Annotated in this window: 22 protein-coding genes and 1 pseudogene; 14 read left to right on the forward strand and 9 right to left on the reverse strand. The window is 62.6% G+C overall.

Translation table 11 applies throughout. The annotated features are described in order from the left end of the window. The first annotated feature begins 294 nt into the window (after positions 1–294). Positions 295–543 (forward strand): DUF883 family protein, encoded by a 249-nt coding sequence (locus MMS95_RS23255; RefSeq protein ID WP_004938127.1) that lies wholly within the window; start codon positions 295–297, stop codon positions 541–543. A gap of 226 nt (positions 544–769) precedes the next feature. Next, on the forward strand, positions 770–2,875 hold the full coding sequence (gene fusA, locus MMS95_RS23260) for an elongation factor G (RefSeq protein WP_242142350.1): 2,106 nt from the start codon (positions 770–772) through the stop codon (positions 2,873–2,875). A gap of 27 nt (positions 2,876–2,902) precedes the next feature. Here the strand turns inward: fusA and MMS95_RS23265 are convergent, their stop codons facing one another. Together MMS95_RS23265 and MMS95_RS23270 are read right to left on the reverse strand one after the other, a co-directional pair. Next, positions 2,903–3,871 (reverse strand): DMT family transporter, encoded by a 969-nt coding sequence (locus MMS95_RS23265; RefSeq protein ID WP_197799158.1) that lies wholly within the window; start codon positions 3,869–3,871, stop codon positions 2,903–2,905. A gap of 98 nt (positions 3,872–3,969) precedes the next feature. Beyond that, positions 3,970–4,797: an AraC family transcriptional regulator gene (locus MMS95_RS23270; RefSeq protein ID WP_242142352.1), complete on the reverse strand. Its 828-nt coding sequence runs from the start codon at positions 4,795–4,797 to the stop codon at positions 3,970–3,972. Between the two features lie 197 nt (positions 4,798–4,994). On the opposite strand from MMS95_RS23270, the gene MMS95_RS23275 reads away from it, so the two are divergent. Next, entirely contained in the window at positions 4,995–6,428 is a 1,434-nt protein-coding gene (locus MMS95_RS23275) for an NAD-dependent succinate-semialdehyde dehydrogenase (RefSeq protein ID WP_004938137.1), read from the forward strand. A gap of 48 nt (positions 6,429–6,476) precedes the next feature. Here the strand turns inward: MMS95_RS23275 and MMS95_RS23280 are convergent, their stop codons facing one another. Genes MMS95_RS23280 through MMS95_RS23290 form a run of 3 tightly spaced genes read right to left on the reverse strand, consistent with a single transcriptional unit; the run spans position 6,477 to position 9,341 of the window. After that, positions 6,477–7,376, reverse strand: a complete 900-nt coding sequence (locus MMS95_RS23280) for an alpha/beta hydrolase (RefSeq protein WP_242142355.1) — start codon at positions 7,374–7,376, stop codon at positions 6,477–6,479. After that, positions 7,366–8,259 (reverse strand): alpha/beta hydrolase, encoded by an 894-nt coding sequence (locus MMS95_RS23285; RefSeq protein WP_103085306.1) that lies wholly within the window; start codon positions 8,257–8,259, stop codon positions 7,366–7,368. The genes MMS95_RS23280 and MMS95_RS23285 overlap by 11 nt, the downstream gene beginning before the upstream one ends. A 26-nt stretch (positions 8,260–8,285) precedes the next feature. Then, entirely contained in the window at positions 8,286–9,341 is a 1,056-nt protein-coding gene (locus MMS95_RS23290; RefSeq protein ID WP_213929007.1) for a sugar phosphate isomerase/epimerase, read from the reverse strand. Positions 9,342–9,481: 140 nt separating this feature from the next. Between MMS95_RS23290 and MMS95_RS23295 the strand changes: the two genes are divergently transcribed. Beyond that, positions 9,482–10,072 (forward strand): TetR/AcrR family transcriptional regulator, encoded by a 591-nt coding sequence (locus tag MMS95_RS23295; protein WP_242142357.1) that lies wholly within the window; start codon positions 9,482–9,484, stop codon positions 10,070–10,072. On the opposite strand, the gene MMS95_RS23300 is transcribed toward MMS95_RS23295, so the two are convergent. The 3 genes from MMS95_RS23300 to MMS95_RS23310 form a co-directional block, all read right to left on the reverse strand. Next, complete coding sequence (locus MMS95_RS23300; protein WP_033633644.1) at positions 10,069–10,371, reverse strand: cupin domain-containing protein; 303 nt, start codon at positions 10,369–10,371, stop codon at positions 10,069–10,071. The two genes, MMS95_RS23295 and MMS95_RS23300, sit on opposite strands and share 4 nt — an antisense overlap. A 117-nt stretch (positions 10,372–10,488) precedes the next feature. After that, complete coding sequence (locus tag MMS95_RS23305) at positions 10,489–11,208, reverse strand: glucosamine-6-phosphate deaminase (RefSeq protein WP_103085309.1); 720 nt, start codon at positions 11,206–11,208, stop codon at positions 10,489–10,491. A gap of 263 nt (positions 11,209–11,471) precedes the next feature. Continuing rightward, the gene (locus MMS95_RS23310) at positions 11,472–12,401 is read right to left on the reverse strand and encodes a LysR substrate-binding domain-containing protein (RefSeq protein WP_033632971.1); all 930 of its coding nucleotides are present in this window, start codon (positions 12,399–12,401) and stop codon (positions 11,472–11,474) included. Between the two features lie 169 nt (positions 12,402–12,570). Between MMS95_RS23310 and MMS95_RS23315 the strand changes: the two genes are divergently transcribed. The 9 genes from MMS95_RS23315 to MMS95_RS23355 all read left to right on the forward strand — a co-directional run bounded on the left by MMS95_RS23315 (position 12,571) and on the right by MMS95_RS23355 (position 20,004). Beyond that, positions 12,571–13,521 carry a branched-chain amino acid ABC transporter permease gene (locus tag MMS95_RS23315; protein ID WP_021503755.1) on the forward strand — a complete coding sequence of 317 codons (951 nt, stop codon included), beginning with the start codon at positions 12,571–12,573 and terminating at the stop codon, positions 13,519–13,521. A 10-nt stretch (positions 13,522–13,531) separates the two neighbouring features. Then, positions 13,532–14,644, forward strand: coding sequence for an ABC transporter ATP-binding protein (locus MMS95_RS23320; RefSeq protein WP_082996764.1), 1,113 nt, complete (start codon positions 13,532–13,534; stop codon positions 14,642–14,644). After that, the gene (locus MMS95_RS23325) at positions 14,641–15,411 is read left to right on the forward strand and encodes an ABC transporter ATP-binding protein (protein WP_048323648.1); all 771 of its coding nucleotides are present in this window, start codon (positions 14,641–14,643) and stop codon (positions 15,409–15,411) included. Before MMS95_RS23320 ends, MMS95_RS23325 begins: the two co-directional genes overlap by 4 nt. Continuing rightward, positions 15,404–16,117, forward strand: coding sequence for an ABC transporter ATP-binding protein (locus tag MMS95_RS23330; protein ID WP_033632968.1), 714 nt, complete (start codon positions 15,404–15,406; stop codon positions 16,115–16,117). Before MMS95_RS23325 ends, MMS95_RS23330 begins: the two co-directional genes overlap by 8 nt. A gap of 34 nt (positions 16,118–16,151) precedes the next feature. Beyond that, positions 16,152–17,303, forward strand: a complete 1,152-nt coding sequence (locus MMS95_RS23335; RefSeq protein ID WP_242142359.1) for a branched-chain amino acid ABC transporter substrate-binding protein — start codon at positions 16,152–16,154, stop codon at positions 17,301–17,303. An 18-nt stretch (positions 17,304–17,321) separates the two neighbouring features. Continuing rightward, a complete protein-coding gene (locus MMS95_RS23340; protein WP_242142362.1) occupies positions 17,322–17,813 on the forward strand; it encodes an L-2-amino-thiazoline-4-carboxylic acid hydrolase in 492 nt (163 codons plus the stop codon). Then, positions 17,810–19,036 (forward strand): Zn-dependent hydrolase, encoded by a 1,227-nt coding sequence (locus MMS95_RS23345; protein WP_242142364.1) that lies wholly within the window; start codon positions 17,810–17,812, stop codon positions 19,034–19,036. The genes MMS95_RS23340 and MMS95_RS23345 overlap by 4 nt, the downstream gene beginning before the upstream one ends. A gap of 83 nt (positions 19,037–19,119) precedes the next feature. After that, positions 19,120–19,467, forward strand: a complete 348-nt coding sequence (locus MMS95_RS23350; RefSeq protein WP_004938187.1) for a metalloregulator ArsR/SmtB family transcription factor — start codon at positions 19,120–19,122, stop codon at positions 19,465–19,467. Positions 19,468–19,470: 3 nt separating this feature from the next. Beyond that, positions 19,471–20,004, forward strand: a complete 534-nt coding sequence (locus MMS95_RS23355; protein WP_015377962.1) for an SRPBCC family protein — start codon at positions 19,471–19,473, stop codon at positions 20,002–20,004. On the opposite strand, the gene MMS95_RS23360 is transcribed toward MMS95_RS23355, so the two are convergent. Next, complete coding sequence (locus MMS95_RS23360) at positions 20,005–21,033, reverse strand: transporter (RefSeq protein WP_048323656.1); 1,029 nt, start codon at positions 21,031–21,033, stop codon at positions 20,005–20,007. A 186-nt stretch (positions 21,034–21,219) separates the two neighbouring features. On the opposite strand from MMS95_RS23360, the pseudogene MMS95_RS23365 reads away from it, so the two are divergent. After that, a pseudogene (locus tag MMS95_RS23365) lies at positions 21,220–21,507 on the forward strand (inorganic phosphate transporter); the annotation flags it as partial.

Raw genomic sequence — 21,507 nt, forward strand, 5'->3', positions numbered from 1 at the left:
GCGCAGGCTTAGCCTGAGCGGGCAACGCGGCGGCAGTCGCGGCGAGCAGCGCCAGAATACGCAGTACTGACATGGGGAGTCCTTTCAACTCAACGAATCGGTCAAAGGGTAACGGTACCCGGTTAAACCGCTAGCCAATAGAACACAAAAAGCCGCGCGGGTGAAGCCGTCACCGCGCGCCCGGCAAGACTTTTCTCTGCTCGGATTGCTCTTATAACGCACAGAATGCTGCAAAAAACGTCGTTTGCCTGCTAGGCTTAGGGTTCATTATCCCACAAGGAACAGGAGAGCAGCATGTTTGGAAAAGCGGAAGACAAAGCCAATGAAGCCGCAGGCGCGGTAGAAGAAGCGTTCGGCAAAGCCGTTGATTCGCCGGAGCATCAGGTGCGCGGCGCGGCGCGCAAATACGCCTCCCAGGCCAGCTATGCCGCCCGTGACGCCGCGGACAGCGTAAGAACGCAGGTGGAAGCCAACCCGCTGGCCGGCGTGGCCGTTGCGGCGGCGGTCGGCATCGTTTTCGGCTTCCTGCTGGGACGCAAATAAGCGGCGAACGCGCCGCTCGACAACAGGCCCGTTACGGGCCTTTTTTTCGCCTGTGTGCAAACTTTCATCTATCACAGCCATCGCTTAAAAAAACCAACGCCTTCAACTACGATTAGTTTGTGACCAGAGCGAGGCTCTGCGATCCGACGGATAACCCTATGAGGATTATCACCATTATCCATGCTGTTTAAGCCGCTCTCCTTCACGCGGCTAAGAAAGGTTGATTATGGCTCGCACCACCCCTATCGAACGTTACCGCAATATCGGCATCTCCGCGCATATCGATGCCGGCAAGACCACCACCACCGAGCGGATTCTGTTTTACACCGGGGTCAGCCACAAGCTGGGTGAAGTGCATGACGGCGCGGCGACCATGGACTGGATGGCGCAGGAACAGGAGCGCGGCATCACCATCACCTCGGCGGCCACCACCTGCTTCTGGAACGGCATGCAGCATAACTATCCGCAGCACCGCATCAATATCATCGATACCCCCGGGCACGTCGATTTCACCATTGAAGTGGAACGCTCGATGCGCGTGCTGGACGGCGCCGTGATGGTCTATGACTCGGTGGGCGGCGTGCAGCCGCAGTCGGAAACCGTCTGGCGCCAGGCCAACAAGTACAAGGTGCCGCGGCTGGCGTTCGTCAACAAGATGGACCGCATCGGCGCGGATTTTTTCCGCGTGCGCAAAATGATGATCGAGCGCCTGAAAGCCAACCCGGTGCCGATCGTTATCCCTATCGGCGCCGAAGATCACTTCAGCGGCGTGGTGGATCTGGTGCGGATGAAGGCCATTCTGTGGGACGAGGCCTCGCAGGGCATGAACTTCAGCTTCGAAGAGATCCCGGCAGAGCTGCGCGATTCGGCGCAGGAGTGGCGTGAAAACATGATTGAGGCCGCCGCCGAAGCCTCGGAAGAACTGATGGAGAAATACCTCAACCAGGTGCCCCTGAGCGAAGAGGAGATCGCCCACGGGCTGCGGGTGCGCACCGTCGCCGGTGAAATCCAGCCGATGCTGTGCGGCTCGGCGTTCCGCAACAAAGGGGTGCAGCGCATGCTGGACGCGGTGATCGAGCTGATGCCCTCGCCGCTCGATGTGCCGCCGATGGAAGGCCACGGCGAACACGATGAAATCATCACCCGCAAAGCAGATGACAACGAAAAGTTCTCGGCGCTGGCGTTCAAGCTGATGACCGATCCGTTCGTCGGCCAGCTGACCTTCGTGCGCGTCTACTCCGGGGTACTGGCCAAAGGCAGCAGCGTTTACAACCCGATCAAAGGCAAAAAGGAGCGCATCGGCCGGATCGTGCAAATGCACGCCAACGATCGTAAGGACATCGACGAGCTGCACGCCGGCGACATCGCCGCCTGCGTTGGCCTGAAGGATGTCACCACCGGCGATACGCTGTGCGATCCCGGCGCCATCATCACGCTGGAGCGCATGACCTTCCCCGAGCCGGTGATCGCCCAGGCGATCGAGCCGAAAACCAAGGGCGACCAGGAGAAAATGGGCATCGCGCTGCAGCGCCTCTCTTCGGAAGATCCGTCGTTCCGGGTGCGCACCGATGAAGAATCCGGCCAGACCATTATCTACGGCATGGGCGAGCTGCACCTGGAGATTATCGTCGATCGCATGCGCCGTGAATTCGGGGTGGAGACCACCACCGGCAAGCCGCAGGTGTCGTACCGCGAAACCATCCGCAAACGGGTGGCCGACGTGGAAGGCAAGTTCGTGCGCCAGTCCGGCGGTAAAGGGCAATACGGCCATGTGGTGCTGACCGTCGAGCCGAACGAACCCGGCAAAGGCTTCGAGTTCTTCGATGAAATCAAGGGCGGCGTCATTCCCGGCGAGTTTATCCCGGCGGTGAAAAAAGGCGTGCTCGAGGCGCTGAACAACGGCGTGCTGGCCGGTTATCAGGTAGTGGACGTCAAGGTGCACCTGACCTTCGGTTCTTACCATGACGTCGACTCGTCGGAACAGGCGTTCCGCATGGCGGCGATCTTCGGCTTCAAGGACGCCTGCCGCCTGGCGGATCCGGTGATCCTGGAGCCCATCATGTCGGTGGAGGTAGAAACGCCGGAGGATTACGCCGGCAACGTGATGGGCGATCTCTCCTCACGCCGCGGTCTGGTGCAGGGCATGGAAGAGATCCCGGGTGGCGGCGGCAAGGAAATCCGCGCCAAGGTGCCGCTGTCCGAGATGTTCGGCTACTCGACCACCCTGCGTTCGATGTCGCAGGGCCGCGCCACCTACACCATGGAATTCAGCCACTACGCCGAAGCGCCGCGCAACGTGGCCGAAGAGATCATTCACCACAGCAAGCGTTAACCCCCGCGCCCGCCGCTGCGGCGGGCGTCACCCCTGCTTTTCCTCCAGCGCCACCACCACCGGCTGCGGCTTGATGCGCATGGCGTACACCACGCCGGCGATCAAACAGACGATGCCCGCCAGCGTCAGCAACGGCGGCCAGGCCTGGCGCAGCAGAAAGGTATACGCCAGCCCCGCCAGAATTTCGAACACGATGAGCGGCCCCACCAACACCGTCGGCAGCCGCTGGCTGGCTTCGTTCCAGCACAGCGCCCCCAGCCAGGAGCAGAACACGCCGATGATCAGCATCAGTGGAATAAACACCTCGGGGCGCGGGCCGAACGGCAAGGCGAACGCCGGCTCGCTCAATGCCAATTGGCCGCAGACTGCCAGATAGCCCAGCAGCGCCAGCGGCAGCGTCACCAGCCCTTGCGCCGTGGCCCAGGTGGCCGGCCGCTGCGTCGGATTCTCCCGCAGCCAGCGTGAATTGCGCAGCGGGAACCAGGTCCAGCACGCCACCGCCAACACGGCCAGCCCAAGACCGCTGAGATAGCGCCAGCCGTCGATCGATACCGCATTGCCGCGCAGCTCGGCGACGTTCACGCACGCCAATCCACAGACGATCAGCAGCAGCGCCGGCGCCAGCTTGCTCCAGGCCAGGCGCCCGTCGTGCCGGCCGTAAAACAGGTTGGCGCAGATGGCGATCACCACCGGCAAGGTGCCGATGATCATGGTCGAGACCGGTGCGCCGGTGCGCTGAATGGCGCTGGCCAGGCACAGGTAGTACAGCAGATTGCCGATGGCCGTCAGCTTGAGCGCTTCCAGCCAATCCTGGCGCCGCAGCTTGCGCAGGCGGCGGCGATCAAACCAGGCCAGCGGCAAGGTAATCAGCCCAAAGGCCAGATAGCGCCCGGTGGACTGCAGCGCGGCGGGATAGTCCGGCACCAGCAGCGGGCCGACGAAAATCAGTCCCCACATCAGCCCGGCGGCCAGGGCAAACACAACGCCAATGAACATAACGACTCCGACAAACGGCCGGCGCGGCCAACCCGCCCGACAAGACAGCGGCAGAGTAACGAAAACGCGGGGAGGAATGATTGTAGCAGGTTGCTGTTTTAGCCCAATTTCACCTGTTTCTGGAAACGCACCGGCGTGACGCCGTAACGGTTAGCGAACGCGCGCGTCAGGTGCGCCTGATCGGTCAACCCCGCCGCCGCCGCCACCTGTGCGGCGGGCATGCCGCGCTCCAGCATGCGTTTAGCCTGCGACAGCCGGATCGCCATCAGCATCTGCTGCGGAGAGACGTGATATTCGGCCTTGAACTTGCGCTGGAAATGGTACGGGCTGAGCGAGACCAGATCGGCCAGTTGGTGGAGGGTTACGGCCTCGGCGTAATTATCGTGCAGGTAGCTTTTCACCACCTCGAAACGGTGCGCCGCCTCGGCTTTCTCTCGTTGACCGGAGCGGATATGCGGTTGCAGCAACTCGACGGCCTCCAGCAGCAGGCCGTCGAGCGTAAGCGGATCCTCGGTTTGCCACAGCATGGCGAGAATGGCGGACAGGCGCTGCGCCGCCCGCGGATCGTGGCGCACCGCCTCGGTAAACCACTGGCTCCGATCGCCGGACAGCTGCTCCAGCGCCTCGGGCGCCAGATAGAGCATGCGGTAACACCAACCGCCCGGCGTTTCGGCTTCGCCGGTGTGCAGCTCGTCCGGGTTCATCAATACCAGCGCGCCCGGCGCCGCTAAATGCTGCGCCCCGCGATAGCGAAAACGCTCCGCCCCGGTGTCCACGGTGCCGATGGCGAAGGCGTCATGGGTATGCGGCTCGAAGGCATAGCGCTCAATGTGCGCCTGATAGAGTTCGACGCCGGGCAGATGCGACAAATGCCGGAACTGCGCGCAATCCTTCTCGAACGGAAACTGTTGTGGAACCCCTTGCACCCGACCTCCTCATCCGTGCTGACAATCTGCTCAGCATAGCCAAAACATCGCCGATTGAGTAGCCGCCCTGGTCCTTTCGTGCCCCTCGCCTGGACGATCGCCGCCATTCGGCGTAGGGTTAAGGTCCCTGTCCCATTCAGGCGCGCCGCATCGCAAAACTCAGCGGCCCCTGACCACTCCGTAAACAAGAGGCAACAATGTATCCGGATACTCAACTGTATATCGATGGACAATGGCGCAACGCGCTGGCCGGGAAAACCCTGCCTGTCACCAACCCCGCCAGCGACGAGGTCATCGGTCAGGTGGCGCACGCCGCCACAGAGGATCTCGATCTGGCGCTGGCCGCCACCGAGCGCGGATTTAACCTCTGGCGCAACACCGCCGCACACCAGCGCGCCAACCTGATGCGCAAAGCCGCTGCACTGCTGCGCGAACGCGCCGACGCCATCGCCGCCATCATGACGCAGGAACAGGGCAAACCGGTGGCGCAGGCCAAGATTGAAATTCTCAACGCCGCCGACGTTATCGACTGGTTCGCCGGCGAAGCCACCCGTACCTACGGGCAGATCATTCCGTCCCGCGCCCGCGACGTGCAGCAGCAAACCCTGAAACTGCCGGTCGGCCCGGTGGCCGCCTTCACGCCGTGGAACTTCCCGATTAACCAGATCGTGCGCAAGCTGTCCGCCGCGCTGGCGGCGGGTTGTTCCATCATCGTCAAAGGTCCGGAAGAAACCCCGGCCTCACCGGCAGAGCTGATCAAAGCCTTCGCCGACGCCGGTATCCCAGCCGGGGTGATCGCACTGGTGTACGGCACCCCGGCGGAAATCTCGGAATACCTGATCCCGCATCCGACCATTCGCAAGATCTCCTTCACCGGCTCCACCCGCGTGGGCAAACATCTGGCGGCGCTGGCCGGCCAGCATATGAAAAAGGCCACCATGGAGCTGGGCGGCCACGCGCCGGTGCTGATCTTTGACGACGCCGATCTCGACGCGGCAGCCAAAGAGCTGGCGCAGTCGAAGTTCCGCAACGCCGGCCAGGTCTGTATCGCCCCGACCCGCTTCCTGATCCAGCAAGGCGTTTACGAGGCCTTCGTGGAGAAATTCACCGCCGCGGTGCGTGAACTCAAGCTCGGCAACGGGCTGGAAGACGGCGTGACGATGGGGCCGATGGTGCTGGGCCGCAGCGTCGACAATATCGAGGCGCTGGTGCAGGACGCTATCGCCCACGGAGCGAAGGCCAGCACCGGCGGCAAACGCGTGGCGGGCAAAGGCAACTTCTTCGAGCCGACGGTGCTGCGCGACGTGCCGCTGAGCGCGCGCGCCATGTCGGAAGAGCCGTTTGGCCCGGTCGCCCTGCTGCGCCCGTTCGCCACCTACGACGAGGCGATCGCCGAAGCCAACCGCCTGCCGTACGGGCTGGCCGCCTACGCCTACAGCCGCAACATCGCCACCGTCAATGCGCTGGGGCGCGACGTGGAGAGCGGCATGCTGAGCATCAACCACATCGGTTTTGGCCTGCCGGAAACGCCGTTTGGCGGCGTGAAGGACTCCGGCCACGGCACCGAAGGCGGCAGCGAAGCGATCGAGTCCTACCTGGAAACGCGCTTTGTCACCGTCGCCGGCCGTTAATCGCACCTCGGATGAATAGCCAGAAGCCCCGCAATGCGGGGCTTTTTTTTACTCACCGGCCAGCTCGAACAGGCGCCGCGCCGCCGGGGTCAGCCCCAACATGTGAATGCAGGCATGCACCATGCCCGGCAACCGTTCACAGCGTACCGCCACACCCGCTTCACGCAGCCGCTGCGCATACTCCTCGGCCTCATCGCGCAGCGGATCATATTCGCAGCTCAGAATGGTGGCCGGCGGTAACCCGCGCAGCGTGGCGGCGTGCAGCGGTTCGCCGTAGTGTTCGCGCCGCTGAGCCAGATACTGCTGCCAACAAAATACCATCGCGTCGCGCGTCAGAAAGTGCCCCTCGGCAAACTCGCGATAGCTCTCCGTCGCCATTTCGCGGCTGAGCGCCGGATACAGCAGCAGCTGACGCTCGATATGCGGGCCGCCGCGATCCCGCGCCAGCAGCGCGACCGCCGCCGCCAGATTGCCCCCGGCGCTGTCGCCCCCCACCGCCAAGCGCTGCGCGTCGATCCCCAACTGCGGCGCCTGTTGCACCACCCAGCAGAGCGCCTGATAGACATCTTCCAGCGGCTGCGGAAACGGATACTCTGGCGCCAGACGATAGTCGACCGACAGGATCACCCGGCCGGTGGCGTTAGCCAGCGCCTGGCAGGGCCGATCGTACAGCGCCAGCGAACCGAGGCACCAGCCGCCGCCGTGGGCGAACAGCATCGCCGGTTGTGCGGCAGCGCGCCTTTCCCCCGCCGGTAGATAGGCGCGCAGCGCAATCCGGTGCCCATCGGCGGCGACCACCGTATAGTCCCTGACGCCGCCGCTCGGTGCCGCTTCGCCCTGCAGCAAGCGCAAACCGGTTTCCGTGGCCGCGCGCATTTCCGCCAGCGACGCGGGCGGCGGCACATCGGCCGATGCCGTAAAGGCGGCGATGCGTTCATCAAGCGGCATGTTGTTCTCCCGCCAGGAACGGCGTAATCAATGCGATAAACGCTTCATGACACTCCTCGGTGATGAAATGGCCGCAGCCGGCGACCGTTTCGCCCTGCAGATCGCACGCATTGCCCTGCAGCGTCGTCAGCGGCGCGTCGCCGGTGGCGTGCTCCGCCCCCACGGTCAGCACCGGCATCGTCAACGGCGTGGCGGCGCGCAGCCGGTTCTGGCGAACGGTCTCCGGGATCGCCCGGTAATAGTCGAATCCGGCGCGCAGGCCGCCCGGCGCCGAATAGGCGGCGATATAGACCTCAGCCGCCACCCGGTCGCGCCGATAGGACCAGCGGTTGAAGATATAGCCAAGATACTCCCGCTCGCGCCCCTGGGTCAGGGTCTCCGGCAAATCCGCCAGCTGGTTGAACATGAAATGCCACAGGAAGATGTTCTCCTCCGGCGCGACGAAAATCGGCGGCGGCGGCGCCAGACCGGGGATCACCGCCTCCGTCAGCACCAGGCGCTCCACCGCCTGCGGGAAGTCGCTCGCCATGGCGTAACCGATCCACATGCCGATGTCGTGGCCGACCAGTTGGTAACGTTCGTGGCCCAGTTGCGCCATCATCGCGTGCAATGCCGCACCGACGCTGCCGGTGTCATAGCCACCGACGGGCTTGTCAGAGTCGCCGATGCCCGGCGGATCGACGGCGATCGCCTGAAAACCGGCCGCCGCCAAGGCGCGCATCACATGGCGCCAGGTGTACCAGGTTTGCGGCCAGCCGGGGATCAGCAACACCGGCAGCCCTTCACCGGCTATCACGCAGTGGATACGTTGGCCATTGACCTGGGTATAGACGTGTTCCGCCCCGAGATCCTGCAACAGGATCTCGTTCTCTTGTTGTTTCATGGGGTGACTCCCTGTGATGGACTGGCTCAGCGAATGCCGAGCAAGGCATTAATCTGCTGTGGGTTGACCGGTGCGCCGGCGAAGTCATCGAACACTTTGTCGGTGACATGGATGATGCGATCGCGAATGAAGGCCGCGCCTTCGCGCGCGCCGTCCTGCGGATTTTTCAGGCAGCATTCCCACTCCAGCGTCGCCCAGCCCTGATAGCCATACTGCGTCAAACGGGAAAAAATGCCGTTGAAATCGACCTGGCCGTCGCCCAGCGAGCGGAAGCGGCCGGCGCGATCGATCCATGACTGATAACCGCCGTAAATGCCCTGGCGCCCGGTCGGGTTGAACTCGGCGTCCTTAACGTGGAACATGCCGATAACCTCTTTATAAATATCGATAAACTCCAAATAGTTGAGCTGCTGCAGCACCATATGGCTCGGATCGAACAGCACCCGGCAACGCGGATGATGGCCAACGCGCTCAAGAAACATCTCGTAGGTCACGCCGTCATGCAGATCTTCACTCGGGTGAATTTCGTAGCACAGGTTGATGCCCAGCTCGTCGCAGGCGTTGAGCACCGGCAGCCAGCGTTTGGCCAGCTCGTTGAACGCGGCGTCGATCAATCCTTCCGGGCGCTGCGGGAACGGGAACAGATAGGGCCAGGCCAGTGAACCGGAAAAGGTGCCCAACTCGCTGAGCCCGAGCCGCGCCGAGGCTTTTACCGCCAGCTGCATTTGCTGCCGCGCCCACTCGCCGCGCGCCTGCGGATTACCGTGCAGCGCCGGCGGCGCGAAGCTGTCGCACAGCGCATCGTAAGCCGGGTGCACCGCCATCAGTTGACCGAAAATATGGCTGGTCAGTTCGCTGACCACCAACCCATGCTCCGCCAACATGCCGGTCAGATCGTCGCAGTAGGTTTGGCTTTGCGCAGCGGTGGCCACGTCGAATAAACGCCGATCCCAGGCCGGGATCTGCAACGCGCTAAAACCGGTCTGCGCCGCCCACTCGGCAATGGCGGGCAGGCTGTTGAACGGCGCTGTTTCATCGCTGAACTGCGCGAGATGCAGGCTTGGACCTTTGAGGGTTTTCATCGTAAACTCCTATTGGTTGTCGATTGACAAACAATAGGAGCAAAGCGCGGCGACCGCAAGCGAAATTTATAAAGGTATTGGTATTCCCACCGATTTAAGCGATCCTATGTCGCTGAATGGCAGGTAAATTGGAGCAGCGAATGGCAGGCAGACCGCGCGAGTTCGATCGCGAACAGGCGCTCTTGAAGGCGCGAAACTTATTCTGGCGGCAAGGTTACGAAGGCACTTCGATGTCGGATCTGGTGGCGGAACTGGGTATTGCTTCCGCGCGCATCTACAAAGCGTTTGGTTCCAAAGAGCAGCTGTTCCGCGAGGCGATCGCCAGTTACGAAACCGCCGAAGGCGGCTTTGCCGATCGCGCCTTCGCGCAGGAAAGCGGCATTCGCCCGGCGATCAAACGCCTGCTGGAAGATGCCGTGCGGCTCTATAGCCGGCCGGATCTGCCGCAGGGCTGCATGGTGGTCTCCTCCGCCGCCAGCGTCAGCGCGGAAAACGACGGACTCAAAGTTTGGCTGGCAGAGCATCGGCTGCAGCGCACGCAGCAGATCGTCGAACGGCTGCGGCAGGCGGTGCAAACCGGCGAACTGCCGGCCGGCACCGACGCCGATAGCCTGGGGGACTATTTCGCCGTCTTCTTGCACGGCCTGTCGATTCAGGCGCGTGACGGCGTCACCGAAGCGCGGTTATTGGCGGCGGTGAACGTGGCGCTCAGGGCTTTGGGCGGCGCTTAATCTTCCGGCAGATCGACAATCACCAGCGTGCCTTCGCTGCCCGGCAACACGCGGTGCGGTACGCCGGCCGCGGCCTGATACAGCTGCCCGGCCCGCACTACCATCGTTTCCCCCGCCACCTGCAGCCGCAGGTGGCCGCTGATCACCAGCAACCCTTCACTGTAATCATGCACTTCATCCGCAATGCTGCGCGCATCCATACGCAGCACTTTGATATTGGCCGCACCGACGCGGCCCAGCACGGCGGAACGCCAGGCCTCGGGCAGTTCGGCTGCCTGCCGGTTTAAATCGAACAGCATCGTCATCCCCAGCTGCATGAAAAAACGCACTCTAGCCTGATTCTGTGCCACAGGGAAAGACGCTTTGGTTGCAGGTTATGACCGTTGGTTCTGAGGCGAGATGCGCCGGATGAACGCTTAAGACAGCAGCGCCGCGGCCTCCCGATCGGCGATAATCAACAGGTCCGGATGCAACATCAAAATGCTGGCGGGCACTGCGGCGTCGACAGAGCCGGTGACAATGCGCCGCAAAATGTCCGCTTTGTGCGAACCGTTGACGATCAGCACCAGCTTTTTGGCGGCCATCACGCTCGCAGGCCCCAGGGTGACGTAATGATCGGGCAGCCATTCAGTGCGGCCGCCCACCTCTTTGAGCAAAATGTCCGCCATATCCGGCCTGGCGGAAACCGGCACCCGACAGGTGCGGTCTTCGAAGGCAGTGGTGCCCGGCAGATTGCCGCAGAAATGCCCGTCCGCTCCGACGCCCATCACGATTGCATCCAGCCCGCCATCCTCGGCGATACGCCGATCGTGCTGGAGGTAGTTGTCCGAATTCAAGACGTGCAGTTGCCGCTCGGGGATCGCCGCCGGGCCGAAGAACATACGGTGCAGATTCTCCATGGTGACGCCATAGCCCGATCGGCCGGCGTAAGGAATTTCATCGAAATTATAGTAATGCACGTTGGCGAATTCCGCGTGGCCCTTGACGCGCGGAGCCAACAACTCATACATCCGTTTAGGCGTCGAGCCGGCGGTGATAGCCAGATTGACGCGCTGCGGGCGCAGCATGTAACTCAACAACAGGCTGGCGGCCAGCTCACTCATTTCCTGGTAGTCATTAGCGACGACAAGTTTCATTCCCTTCTCCTTTTGCAAAAAAAAAAACCTAACCGCCCATCCGGCCATGTTCGATGCCGGGAGAGAAGTTAGGTTTTGCCTGATCGCGTCAGTAACAATCCGTTTCTTGTCAGGTTATGGCGGCCAGGAATGAAATGCAATCTGCACGGTGTGATAGGCGCCGCAGTTGTGACATTTCTTTTCTTGCCGGTTATCAAGCCGCGCAAATCGCCGCGCCTGGCTGGGCGGTTCGAAGGTTCCGCGCCGCCATGGCCAAACGGCGCTTAATCCCCTCGGCTTTCCGCCGCCTCACGGCGCAGCCACTGCCGCAGATTTTCGCCTTCCTGCGACAGTTCACTATCCAGCCGAGCGCACAGGTAATAATCGCGGCCGTCATCGATCGGCAGATCGAACATTTTGATCAACTCACCGCTTTCAAGGTAGTGGGCGATTAACGGTTCACGCATCAACGCGCACCCTAGCCCCGCCTGCACCGCCGCCAATGTCAACAATCCGTCCTCAAACATCGGGCCGATGCTGCGCAGCGGGCGCTTGACGCCGGCCTGCTGAAACCATTGCATCCAGGTATTGCGCTCCTCGTCGTGCAGCAGCGGCAGCGTCGCCAGCTGATCCGGCGTATCGAGCAGACCGTGCAGTTTACTGAATGCCCGGCTGCACACCGGCACCATTTTGCCGGACATCAGCTTCTCGCTGCGATAGCCGGTCCACTGCCCGATCCCGAAGCGGATCGACAGATCGGCGGCGTCGCTCAGGTAATTGCGGTGGTTGGCGTAGACCACATTGATGTCGATATCCGGGTTTTCGCGCAGAAAGCCGCGCAGCCGCGGAATGAACCAGCCCATGCCGAACAGCGGGATCAGACTGATGGTCACCTGCCGCGACGCGGATTGTTCACGCACGTGTTCGGTCGCCTGCCGCAGCACGTTGAACGCCGAGCGAATCGAGCGGTAGTACTCCCGCCCCTCGCTGCGCAGCACCAGGTTGCGCCCCTGCCGTTCAGTCAACGGCATCTGCAAAAATGCCTCCAGCGTTTTGAGTTGATGACTGACCGCCGAAGGCGAAATCATCAGCTCGTTAGCCGCCGCGCTGATGCCACCCAGGCGCGCGATGGCTTCGAACGCCCGCACGGCGCGCAGAGGCGGATCGTTCGGCAACATCGGCAATGGCTCATCGTACTGTTCTGTTTTTTTCATATATTGACTGTTCTTGGGAAATCGACACTGAAGGAATGGATTCAATATACATAAAAATCAATGCATTAAAATCACTCGTTTTTTGTATAAGAAAGTATTTTTCCGTATTTTACAATTTTTTTAAATTCTCTACTGTGAGCCTCTGACTCAATATCTCCGGACTCTCCTTATGGATACGCTGGTACAGCAAACCGTCAACGGTTTGATGCTCGGCAGCATTTATGCGCTGATCGCGCTCGGCTACACCATGGTGTACGGCATCCTGCGCATCATCAACTTCGCGCACGGCGACGTGCTGATGGTCGGGGCGCTGAGCGCGCTGTCGGCGATAAGCGTGTTGCAACACCACTTTCCCGCGTTATCGCCCTACGCCACGCTGCTGCTGGCGGCCCTGTTCGCCATGGCGGTCTGCGCCATCACCTCGATGGCGATCGAGCGTCTGGCCTATCGCCGGTTGCGTAATGCACCGCGCCTGGCCCCGCTGATCAGCGGCATCGGCGTCTCGCTGCTGTTGCAAACCCTGGCGATGCTGATCTGGTCACGCAATCCCCTGATGTTTCCGCAGCTGTTGCCGATGACGCCCATCGCCCTGACCGCAGGCAGCGCCGAACATGCGCCGGCGGTGATCACCGGCACGGCGATCGTCACGCTGGCGGTGGCCGTAGCGGTGATGGCCGGCCTCTGGCTGCTGGTCGAACACAGCCGTTTCGGCCGCGCCATGCGCGCCACGGCGGAAAACCCGCAGGTCGCCGGCCTGATGGGCATCAGTCCTGACCGCATCATCGTTCTGACCTTCGCGCTCGGCGGCGCGCTGGCGGCGGTGGCCGGCATCATGATGGCCAGCAACTACGGCAATGCCGGTTTCTCGATGGGCTTTCTGCCCGGCATCAAGGCGTTTACCGCCGCCGTGCTCGGCGGCATCGGCAACCTGCGCGGCGCGATGCTTGGCGGTTTGCTGCTGGGGCTGTTCGAATCGCTGGGCACCGGCTATCTCGGCGAGCTGACCGGCGGCGTGTTCGGCAGCAACTACCAGGACGTGTTCGCGTTTCTGGTGCTGATCGCCGTGCTGGTTTTCCGCCCCTCCGGGCTGTTGGGCGAACGCATCGCCACACGCGCATAAGGACATCACCATGACCGTTTTGACTCCCCCCGCTCCTCTGGCCAGGCCGCGTCGCGCCGGGTTGGGGCTGACGTTGTTCATTCTCGCCCTGCTGCTGGCGCCCTGGGTGGCGGGCGCCGCCGGCGGCAACTATTGGGTGCGCGTTGTCGACTTCGCCTTGCTGTACCTGATGCTGGCGCTCGGACTGAACATCGTGGTGGGCATGACCGGATTGCTGGACATGGGCTTTATCGCTTTTTACGCCGTTGGCGCCTATCTGGCCGCGCTGCTGTCGTCACCGCATCTGACGCAGCAGTTCCCGCTGCTGCTGCAGTGGTTCCCCGACGGACTGCATCTGTCGATGCTGTGGCTGCTCCCGCTGGCGGCGCTGCTGGCGGCGGCGTGCGGCATCCTGCTCGGCGCGCCGACGCTGCGGCTGCGCGGCGATTATCTGGCGATCGTCACGCTGGGCTTCGGCGAGATCGTGCGCATTCTGATGCGCAACCTGGATCGCCCGGTCAACCTCACCAACGGCCCCAAAGGCATTTCCGGCGTCGATCCGGTCAGCCTGTTCGGCCTGAAGTTTTCCGGCATGCATGAGTGGTTCGGCGTGCGTTTTTCCGGCCTGTACCTGTATTACTACCTGTTCGCCGCGCTGCTTCTGGCGATCCTGTTTATCAGCCTGCGGCTGCAGAATTCGCGCATTGGCCGCGCATGGACGGCAATCCGCGAAGACGAGGACGCCGCGCGGGCGATGGGCATCAACACCCGCAACTTCAAGCTGCTGGCCTTCGCCATCGGCGCCACCTTCGGCGGCGTGGCCGGCGCGCTGTTCGCCGCGTTTCAAGGCTTCGTGTCGCCGGAATCCTTCACCCTGCAGGAATCGATCGCCGTACTGGCGATGGTGGTGCTCGGCGGCATGGGGCACATCCCCGGCGTGATCCTGGGCGCGCTGCTGCTGGCCGCCCTGCCGGAGCTGCTGCGCAGCAGCATGGGGCCGCTGCAGCAGGCGCTGTTCGGCCAGGTGCTGATCGACCCGGAAATTATCCGCCAACTGTTCTACGGCCTGGCGCTGATCCTGGTGATGCTGTATCGCCCGGCGGGCCTATGGCCGGCTCGCCATGCCGGGAGGAATGCCGCATGACGCCGCTGCTCGCTTTAAATCACGTCAGCAAACGTTTCGGCGGCCTGACGGCGGTGGATGACGTCAGCATGAGCATCCGCCAGGGGGAAATCTACGGCCTGATCGGGCCGAACGGCGCCGGCAAAACCACCTGCTTCAACCTGATCACCGGCCTGTATCGCGCCGACGAGGGCGAGTTCAGCCTGTTGGGCCAGCGCTATAAACCACAGGCCATCGACAAAGTGGTGCAGGCCGGCATCGCCCGCACCTTCCAGAACCTGCGGTTGTTCAACGAAATGAGCGTGCTGGAAAACGTGATGGTCGGCTGCCATGTGCGCACCCGCAACGGCCTGTGGGCGGCGATCGCTCGCCACGGGCGCGCGAAAGAGGAGGAACAGGCGGTGCGCGATAAATCTCATGCGCTGCTGGAGTACGTCGGCATCAGCCAATTCGCCCATTACCGCGCCGGCGATCTCGCCTATGGCCACCAACGCCGTCTGGAGATTGCCCGCGCGCTGGCAACCGAGCCCCGGCTGCTGGCGCTGGACGAACCGGCGGCCGGCATGAACGCCGGAGAAAAAGTGGCGTTGCGCGAGCTGCTGCTGCGCATCCGCGACAGCGGCAAAACGCTGCTGCTGATCGAACACGACGTCAAACTGGTGATGGGTCTGTGCGATCGGCTGACGGTGCTGGATTACGGCAAAGCGATCGCCGAAGGCGAGCCGGCGCAGGTGCGGCGCGAACCTGCGGTCATTCAGGCCTATCTGGGAGGCGGCGCGCATGTCTGAAGCCCTGCTGAGCGTTAAACGACTCAAAGTGTCTTATGGCGGCATTCATGCGGTCAAAGGCATAGATTTTATGGTCAACGCCGGCGAACAGGTGACGCTGATCGGCGCCAATGGCGCGGGCAAGAGCTCCAGCCTGCGAGCGCTGACCGGCCTGCAGCCGTTCGAAGGCGACATCCTGTTCGACGGTTGCTCGATTCGCGGCGTGCCGCCGCACCGGTTGCTGCAACGGGGGCTGGTGATGGTGCCGGAGGGACGCGGCATTTTCACCCGTTTGACGGTGCGGGAGAACCTGCAGCTCGGCGCCTATGCACGGCGCGACAAATCGGCGGTGCGGCAAGATTTCGAACGGGTGTGCGCCACCTTCCCGCGGCTGAGCGAGCGCCTGCACCAACCGGCCGGGCTACTTTCGGGCGGTGAACAGCAGATGGTGGCGATGGGCCGCGCGCTGCTCAGCCGCCCGCGGTTGCTGATATTGGACGAACCCTCGATGGGGCTGGCGCCGATTGTGGTGGAAGCCATTTTCACGGTCATCAAGCAGTTAGCCCGTGACGGCGTCACGCTACTATTGGTCGAGCAGAACGCCCGCCTGGCGCTGGAGTCCACCGATCGCGCCTATGTGTTGGACAGCGGCAGCCTGAGCCACAGCGGCCGTTCCGCCGACATGCTGGACGATGAAAAAATCAAACAGATCTATTTGGGTGAATAACCGTTGTTTCTTTTAACCGCACCAGGAGTATGACATGCAACAGAACATTCGCATCAAACCGTTGGCGCTGGCGGCCATGACAATGATTCTTAGCCTCCCGGCGCTGGCGGCCGACACCGTGCTGATCGGCCTGGCCGGGCCGCTGACCGGCCCTTCCGCGCGCATCGGCAAAGATCTCGAAAACGGCGCGCAACTGGCGATCGCCGACGCTAACGCGCAGAAACCGACGCTGAACGGCAAACCGGTCACCTTCAAACTGGTGTCCGAGGACGACCAGTCCGATCCGCGCACCGCCGTGGCCGTGGCGCAGCGTTTGGTCGACGAAGGCGTCGCCGGCGTGGTCGGCCACTGGAACACCGGCACCAGCATCCCGGCGGCGCGCATCTATCACGACGCCGGGATCGCCCAGGTGGCGCCGGTCGCCACCGGTCACGGCTATACGCAACAAGGTTTTGACACCAGCTTTCGCGTGATGGGCCACGACGACGACGGCGGCAACTACGCCGGGCAATATGCGATGAAAACGCTGAAAGCCAAGCGCATCGCAGTGATCGACGATCGCACCGCTTTCGGCCAGGGGCTGGCGGACGAGTTCATCAAATCGCTGCAGGCCCAGGGCGTGCAGCCGGTCGCCCGCGAGTATGTGGATGACAAGACCGTCGATTTCAGCGCCGTGCTGACCACCGTGCGCAGCAAAAACGCCGATCTGATCTTCTTCGGCGGCGTAGATTCCCAGGCGGCGCCGCTGGCGCGCAAACTGAAACAGCTGGGCATGAACGCGCAGCTGATGGGCGCCGGCGGCTTTGTCAGCCAAACCTTCCTGACGCTGGCGCAGCAGGAAGGTGAAGGCGTGGTGGCGCTGGAGCCGGGGCTGCCGCTGGAACAGATGCCGGGCGGCAAGGCGTTTGAGCAAGCCTACCGCGATCGTTACCACACCCACATCGAACTGCATGCGCCCTTCGCCTACGACGCCACCCGAGTGCTGATCGCCGCCATCGAACAGGCCGGCTCGGCCAACCCGGCCGATTATCTGCCGAAACTGCGCGCCATACATTACCAGGGCGTGACCGGCGCCATCGCCTTCGATGCGCAGGGCAACCTGCAACAGCCGAGCTTCACCCTGTATCGGGTGGTTGACGGCAAATGGCAGCCGCAAACCGTGTTGGGCGGCGCCAAACCACAATAAATCAAGAGGAGCAAGGCGATGAGCTGTGCAAACAACGAGTTGGGCATTTTGGCCCGCAGAAAAATCGAGGCGGAGATCATCAAACCGATCTACCAGATCCTGGTGCGTGAAATCGGCAAGGCGCGCGCCCAGGCGGTGATCGGCGAGGCCATCGAGAATGCCGCCATCGCGGCGGGCAAACAGTTCGCCGCTCAGGAACCGAACGGCGCGGATCTGCGCAGCTTCGCCGCCTTGCAGTACCTGTGGGAAAAAGACGATGCGCTGCGCGTCGAGGTGATCAATCAGGACGAACAGCACTTCGACTATAACGTCACCCGCTGCCGCTACGCCGAGATGTATCACGAGATGGGGCTGGGGGAGATCGGCCACCTGCTCTCCTGCGCTCGCGACAGCCAGTTTATCGTCGGCTATGCGCCTGACGTTGACCTGCAGCGCAGCCAGACCATCATGTCCGGCGCCCCCTGCTGCGATTTCCGCTACACCGCTAAAACACCGGGAGAAGATCAATGACGTATCGAGTCAACGGCGAGCGCCTGTGGCAAAGCCTGCAGACGATGGCGCAGTTCGGCGCCATCGCCAATAACGGCGTCACCCGGCTGGCGCTCAGCGAAGAGGATCGGCAAGCGCGCGATCAGCTGCGCGCCTGGGCGCTGGAGGCGGGTTGCACCGTACGCGTCGACAAAATGGGCAACATGTTCCTGCGCCGTGAAGGCGCTCGCCCCGAGCTGGCGCCGGTCGTCACCGGCTCGCACGGTGATTCGCAGCCCCGCGGCGGCCGTTTCGACGGCATCTACGGCGTGCTGGCCGGATTAGAGGTTATTCGTACCCTTAACGCTCGGCAGATCGTCACCGAACGCGCGATCGAAGTGATCAACTGGACCAACGAAGAAGGCGCCCGCTTCGCGCCGGCGATGATCGCCTCGGGCGTGTTCGCCGGGGTATTCGACCTGGAATACGGCCTGACGCGCCGCGACGAGCACGGCGTCAGCCTCGGCGACGCGCTGGAGCGCATCGGCTACGCCGGCGAGTATCCGGTGGGCGGCGCGCCGATCCACGCCGCCTTCGAGTTGCACATCGAACAGGGGCCGATTCTGGAAGCGGAGCATCTCGACATCGGCGTGGTGACCGCCGCACAAGGGCAGCGCTGGTATGAACTGGAGGTCGTCGGCTTCAGCGCCCATGCCGGCACCACGCCGATGGATCGGCGCCGCGACGCCCTGCTCGGCTTTGCGGCGCTGGTCACGGCGGTCAACCGCATCGGTTGGGATTTCGCGCCCGACGCGCGCGCCACGGTGGGCATGGCGCAAATTACCCCCAATTCACGCAACGTGGTGCCGGGACGCGTCTTTTTCAGCGTCGAATTCCGCCATCCAGAGGAGTCAATTCTGGAGCAGATGGAGCAGCGCCTGCTGGCGGCGGTGAACGCCGTCAACGACGGCAGCCTGACCGCGCGCGCCGAGCGCATCTTCCAGTATCCCCCGGTCGCTTTCGATCGGGGCTGCATCGACAGCGTACGTCATGCCGCGCAAGCGTTGGGCTATCGCCATCGCGACATGATTTCCGGCGCCGGCCACGATGCCTGTTACCTTAACCGCGTCGCTCCGACCGCCATGATTTTCATTCCCTGCGTGGACGGCATCAGCCACAACGAGCGGGAAGATATCACCCCCGCCTGGGCCGCCGCCGGCGCCGACGTATTGCTGAACGCCCTGCTGGCGCACGCCGGCGCCTGATCCTCGCCCCGGTTTCTCGCCGGGGCAAAAAAATATTCAACAAAACGGTTGAATATTAGCCCGCCTGTTCTATATTCAACCATATGGTTGAATTATCTTCCTCACAGCTGGACGCCATTTTTCATGCGCTGGCCGACCCGACCCGCCGCTCGATGTTACGCGCGCTGGCCGGCGGTGAGCGCAGCATCGGCGAACTGGCCGCGCCGCTGCAGATGTCGTTCGCCGGCGCCTCCAAGCACGTGAAAGCACTGGAACATGCGGGCCTGGTGCAACGCACCGTGCAAGGAAGAAACCATATCTGCCGGCTCGAACCCGAGCCTATGGCGCAGGCCATGCACTGGCTGCAAACCTATGAACATTTCTGGACTGAACGGCTGGATGCGCTCGAACAGGCGCTGCTGCAGCCCGAACAGCTTCCTCCCAAGGAGTGAACCATGAATGATTACGGCATGATTATCGAACCCGGCACGCTGCGCATCCAGCGGCTGCTGCCCGGCCCCATCGAACGGGTGTGGGCTTACCTGACCGAATCCGACAAGCGCGCCACCTGGCTGGCGGCCGGCGCCATGAAGTTGGAAAACGGCGCGCCGCTGGAGCTGGAGTTTCGCAACTCCGATCTGGCGGGCGAGCACGAGCCACCGCCGGCCAAGTACAAACAGCACGGCGGCTGCGTCAGCAACCGCGGCCACATCACCTGCCTGTTCCCGCCGCGCCTGCTGAGCTTTACCTGGGCCGAACAAGATCAGGGCCGCCCTTCCGAGGTGACCTTCGAGCTGACGGAACAGGGAAACGCGGTGCTGCTGACGGTCACCCACCGGCGCCTGGCCAACCGCGACGAGATGCTCAGCGTCGCCGGCGGCTGGCACACCCATCTGGATATCCTGCTGGATCGTCTGCACGATCGGGCGCCGCAGCCGTTCTGGAGCACCCATGCCCGGCTGGAAGAAGAGTACCGCGCCCGCCTGTAATTACGACTCGTCCCTGCGCCTGAACGCCAGATAACCGGCGATCAGCGTAAAACTGCCGACCAGCAACACCAGCAGGATAAAACCGTGGTGATTGCTGGCCAGCGGTATCCCTCCGACGTTCATGCCGAAGAAACCGGCGACGATGTTGATCGGCAACGCCAGTACGGTGATCACCGTCAAGGTGTAGAGCGTGCGGTTATTCTGCTCCATCAGCTTGGCGCCCAGTTCTTCCTGCAGCAGCCGGATGCGTTCGGTCAGGCTGGCGAGATCGTTCAACACCACGGTGAACTCTTCGGTAAACTGCCGCAGATCCTGCACCACCTCGCGGCTCAGCCAGGCCGGCGGCCGGTTCAACAGGCGAAACAGCGCGGCCGGTTCCGGCGCCAACAGGCGCTGAAAGCGCAATAACATGCGGCGCATGCGCCCCAGCTCGGCGCGGTTGCGTTTGACGCGGCGGGTCAGCAGGCGATCCTCGATGGTATCGACATACTGGTTAGCCTGCCGCACCACCTGCTCCAGCACGTCCTCCTGCTCTTCCAGCAGGTGCGCCAGCAGCTCGGTAGACGACGCCAGCTCCAGCGCCGTCAGGCGGCCAAGCAGCCGTTCAATCAATCGCACCGGTTTGTGACGCACGGTGACCACCAGCCCACGGCAGCAATAGAGCCACAGCGTCGCCGTTTCCGGGTTGCTGTCCTCAGGGTGGAAAATCACGTCGTTGAGCACCGCGAACAGATCGTCGCCCTGGCGCTCGATGCGCGTGGTGTGGGAACCGTGCCGAATTTCGTGGAAGAAAAAATCGGAAATGGCGAAATGGTTTTTCAGCCACTTCTCCGCCGCCGCGTGGTTGAGATTGAGGTGCAGCCAGACAAAGCCGTCGCCGGACGGCAAAGCCTGGTAGGCCTGACAGACCTGCTGCGAGTTCAGGCGCGCCGGCGGCTCACCGGAACGAAACACATGGCCGTAGATCAGCCCGGTCACTTCATCATCGAAATCAAGCTTGTGCATCTTTTCCGCTAACCGTTGCACCATAACGCCTTATCCTGCCTGTTGCCGTTAACCCAAGATCGTCCCCGCTGTTATAACAATCTTTATTTATCGGCGTTAATGATTTTCGCCGTTCCCGATGATTAATATTTTCGTCATAAAAAAGCCACATTCATTCAGAATACTTTTCAGGCGACAGCTACCGCATTCAATCCTCTCAGGAAGGTCATTATGAGCGATAACAGCGCCGTTCAAACGGGTGTGCCGGCCGCATCCAGCCTGCCCAAGCTGCATCAAAAGAACAGTCGACTCACTGTTCTTTTTTTTGTGTTTTTATTAATTCTGGGGATCGCGTTCGCCGGGGTGAACTTATTTAACGACGTCAGCGACGCCGGCGCCGTCTATACCAGTTACATTCCGTTTTTATTATTGGGGCTGGCGCTGCTGATCGCGCTGGGCTTTGAATTCGTCAACGGCTTCCACGACACCGCCAATGCGGTCGCGACGGTGATTTACACC

Source organism: Serratia sp. PGPR-27 (assembly GCF_022678525.1).
Taxonomy (GTDB): domain Bacteria; phylum Pseudomonadota; class Gammaproteobacteria; order Enterobacterales; family Enterobacteriaceae; genus Serratia; species Serratia nematodiphila.